This window comes from Paenibacillus sp. 1-18, assembly GCF_000520755.1.
Taxonomy (GTDB): domain Bacteria; phylum Bacillota; class Bacilli; order Paenibacillales; family Paenibacillaceae; genus Paenibacillus; species Paenibacillus brasilensis.
In genome coordinates this window covers 1-4,273 of sequence record NZ_ASSB01000265.1, presented here as the reverse complement: position 1 = coordinate 4,273, position 4,273 = coordinate 1, and the positions used below count along the sequence as shown (strand labels likewise).

Sequence of the window (4,273 nt, the reverse complement as noted above, 5' to 3'; positions counted from 1 at the left end):
TGGCTGCAATTGCTCCGTGCCCTCCTTCACGATGTACAGACGGATGTTCTGAATCGGTTTCCCGATTGGAATAACCGTATAGGTTTCATTGGGCTCACAATCGAAGTACGATACGTCCACCGTTGCTTCGGTTGGGCCATACAGATTGATCAGCTTCGCTCCGGTCAGGCTTGACACAAGCCGTTGGAACCGCGCTACATGCTGCGGCGGCAACGCTTCGCCGCTGGCAAATACATGGCGCAGCGTTTCCAGCTTCGCCCCTACCACTTCCCGTGGCTGCTGCTCCACATATTCCAGGAATGCATGCAGCATGGCAGGCACAAAGTGCATTGTGCTCACGCCGTCGCGGGCAATCGTGTCGACGATATCTTCCGGATTCTTTTCCCCGCCAACCGACAACAGGCTCACCTTCGAGCCGACCAGCGACCACCAGAACAGCTCCCATACCGACACGTCGAAGGTGAAGGCCGTCTTTTGCAGGATCGTATCGTCTGCACTCAAGCCGTAACGGTCATGCATCCACAAAATCCGGTTCAGAACCGAATGGTGCTCAACCATGACACCCTTCGGTTTTCCTGTCGAGCCGGAGGTGTAGATGACGTATGCAACATGATGCGGCCCGGCCAGTGGCTCCAGATTTGAGCCGTCTTCGTGATAAATCTCCTTGCCGTCCAGCTCCGGACGATCCAGCACCAGCACCTGGCCGTCGAAGCTCAGCAACGCTTGCTCGGCCAAATGCGATTGCGTCAGCACCAGCTTCGCTCCCGAGTCCTCCAACATAAAGCGGATGCGGTCCGCCGGATATTCCGGATCAATCGGCACATACGCTCCGCCTGCCTTGAGGATCGCATAGATGCCTACGATCATGTCCAGTGAGCGGTGAACCAGAATGCCTACAGGCTGATCCGGTTCTACGCCTTCCGCACGCAAGGTGCGTGCAAGGCGGTTCGCGCGCTCATTCAACTCAGCGTAAGTCAACGATTTTGATCCAAACAGCACCGCTACCTGATCCGGTGTTCGTGCCGCCTGTTCCTCGAACAGCGCGCTCAGTGTCTGATCCTGCGGATAAGCCGCCGCCGTATCTCCCCAAACCTGAATAATCTGCGCCTGTTCTTCCGGTGTCACCAATTCCAACTCATCTACACGGATATGCGGATTGTCCACAATTTGCTTGATCACATGCAGTACCTGTCCCTGCATACGCTCCACCGTAGCCCGATCGTACACATTGGCGTTATATCTGAACATGATGCGGAAGTTTTCATCTGGCATCACAATCAGATCCAGATCATAATTCGTTTGCTCGACAACCTCTACATTCGTAATTTCAAAAGCGGACGGACGAACTTCCCCAAGCTGCTCGACCTGCTGCTCTACTGGATAGTTCTCAAATACCATAATGTGGTTAATCAGATTCTGCTTCTGCTCAGTCAGCGCCTGAATCTCATACAGCGGGAAGCTGTCGTATGCTCCCGAGGCCAATGCCTGCTCCTGCGTTTTCCGCATAACTTCCACAAAAGTGGCATTCCGTTCACTTTGAATCCGAACCGGGATCGTATTAATGAACAAACCAATCATATTTTCTACACCGGCAATATCAGTCGGACGTCCGGATACAACACTACCGAAAATAACATCCTCATTGTTGTTATATTTCTGCAAAATAAGGCCCCACACGCTCTGCATCAGCGTATTAATCGTTACCTGCTGCTGTTTCGCAATCCGGTACATGGCTTCGCTCCACGTTTGATCCAGCTCCACCGTTATTTTTTCAGAAATATATTCGCTGGTGTCACTTGCTGTAGTAGATAGAGCATTTTCCCTGCTGTCCACCGCTTGATCTTTTAATGAAGCATCCGAGCCAGGCAACAAAGTCTGCTGTTCAAAGCCCGCCAAATAGCTGCTCCAATAATCTTTTGCCGCTCGTTCATCCTGACGTCCCAGCCATTCGATATATTGGCCATACGGTGTGATATTAGTAAGCTCCGGCTGCTTCTGCTCCAGCAGTGCAAAGTACGTACCAAACACTTCGCCTGTAACGAGCGATAAGCACCAGCCGTCCATGACAATGTGATGGAAGCTCCACACCAAATGATACGTTTCTTCATTTGTCTGCAACACCTGTACGCGCATGAGCGCATCGGTACCGAGTTTAAAGCCCCGAGCCTGATCTTCCAGTTTGAACGCCTGAATATATGCCTTTTGCTCCGCTTCCTGCATTCCGCGTAAATCCTTGAAGGAAAGGTCGCTATCTTTGTGACGGAACACGATCTGCAACGGCTCCTGAGTCTGCCCTGTCTCAAACATATGGAAATTCGTCCGCAGCGCTTCATGACGCTGTGTCAGTAAATCAAGACTCTTTCGGAAAACAGCTACATCAAAGCTGCCTTTTTGATCAAACGACGCTTGCTGGAAGTATGCGCCTGATTCCGGCTCCATCAAGCTATGGAAAAGCATCCCCTTCTGCATAGGCGAGAGAGCATAAACATTTTCCAGCTCACCCACAGCAGCCGTTTGCTCCGTCAATTGTTCCAGCTGCTCCAACGTCAAGCCCTTGAACAATACATCGCTTGGTGTTAGCTCACTCCGCTCTTTGGAGGCACAATGAACGATCACTTCCTGCAGACTTTCCTGCAGCAGCCGTGCAAAGCTTTCCACGTTTTGCTGATGATATACTTTGCTGTCATAGCGAATTTCCAATGTCAGCACGCCTGCTGTAATCATCCCGTTCACATTCAGCGGATGCTCCAGAACGGTACGGTCACTCATCGGCTCCCCACCTGTATGTGAAGACAGAGTGATATCACCATTTTCCAAATCCTGATCAAATTGTCCCAAATAGTTAAAGCTAATTTCAGGCTGCAAGGCCAAGGAAGGATTGGCATCATGCAGAGACATATATTTCAAAATACCGTAGCCAATGCCCTTATGTGGCACATGACGCAGGTCTTCCTTCACCCGTTTGATTCGCTGACCGACTTCTGCCTTTCCATCAACATCAAGCAGCACTGGATATTGGCTTGTAAACCAGCCCACTGTACGTGTGATGTCGATATCTGGAACAATGGCTTCCCGACCATGTCCCTCCAGATTGACCAGCACGCGCTCCTGGCCACTCCAGTTATATAAAGCTGTGCCAAGTGCGGTTAACAGCAGATCATTGACCTCTGTGTTGTACGCACGGTGTGCTTCCTGAAGCAGCAGTCGTGTTTCCTGCTCGCTCCAAGCCACGGTCACAATCTCGCTGTCTCTTATCAGAGAATGCTTTCCTTCCGCTCTCTCTTGATCCTTAGGCAACGATGTGAATTCCATTTGCGCGAGATGCTGCCAATATTCACGTTCGTGTTGGATTGCCGAACTATTCGCATATTGAGACAAGCGCTCTGCCCAGGCGGAGAAAGAGTCCGTTTTATATGGCAGGCGAATCGCTTCTCCCCGAACTGCCTGCTCATATCCAGTGGCAAAATCCTCAAACACAATCCGCCATGAAATCCCGTCGATTACCAAATGGTGGATTGCAATCAGCAAATGATCTCCATCTATGCAATGGAACAGCCCCAGCTTGACCAGTGGTCCCTCGTCCAGACGAATGGAACTTTGAATGGCATTCGCTTTCACTTCAATGGCCTTTACCACGTCCGCAGCGTCTTCGACGCCCGTTAAATCAACAACATCCAGACTATACAGCTTGCCTTCGTTTAAACCGCGATTCCACGCTTCATAACCCTGTTCAGTCTGACGGAAGACCATACGCAGTGCATCATGATGCTCAGTCACCTTGGTCACCGTTTGATGCAATGCGGCTTCATCGAAGCCTTGCTCTCTATACAGCATCACCGACTGGTTGAAATAATGCGGCTCTGCTGATGATTGTCCAAAGAACCATTGCTGAATCGGGGTCAATTTGACCGCCCCCGAAACCGCGCGCTGATCGACTGTACGGCTGACCTTGTGGACATGACCACTCAGCAGCGATATGGAAGGATATTGGAACAAATCCTTCATTTCCAGCTTGTAGCCCGCTTGCAGCAAACGGGAGGATACCTGGATCGCTTTGATCGAATCGCCGCCCAGATCAAAGAAGTTATCCAAAATCCCGACTCTCTTCGCGCCTAATACAGCCTGCCAAATGGAAACCAAAGTCTGCTCCAGCGCTGTACGCGGCTCTACATAATCCGCTCCGCTTTGCAGGCTGCCCTCCGGTGCTGGCAGTGCCTTGCGGTCAATTTTACCGTTGGGTGTCAGAGGCATCTGCTCCAACTGGATGAAATAG

1 protein-coding gene is annotated in these 4,273 nt (G+C 51.1%); it reads right to left on the bottom strand.

The window, feature by feature from the left end; genetic code table 11:
• Nucleotides 1-4,273, bottom strand: a 4,273-nt coding sequence (locus L693_RS0116740; RefSeq protein WP_025718444.1) for a condensation domain-containing protein, incomplete at both ends; no start/stop codon positions are given.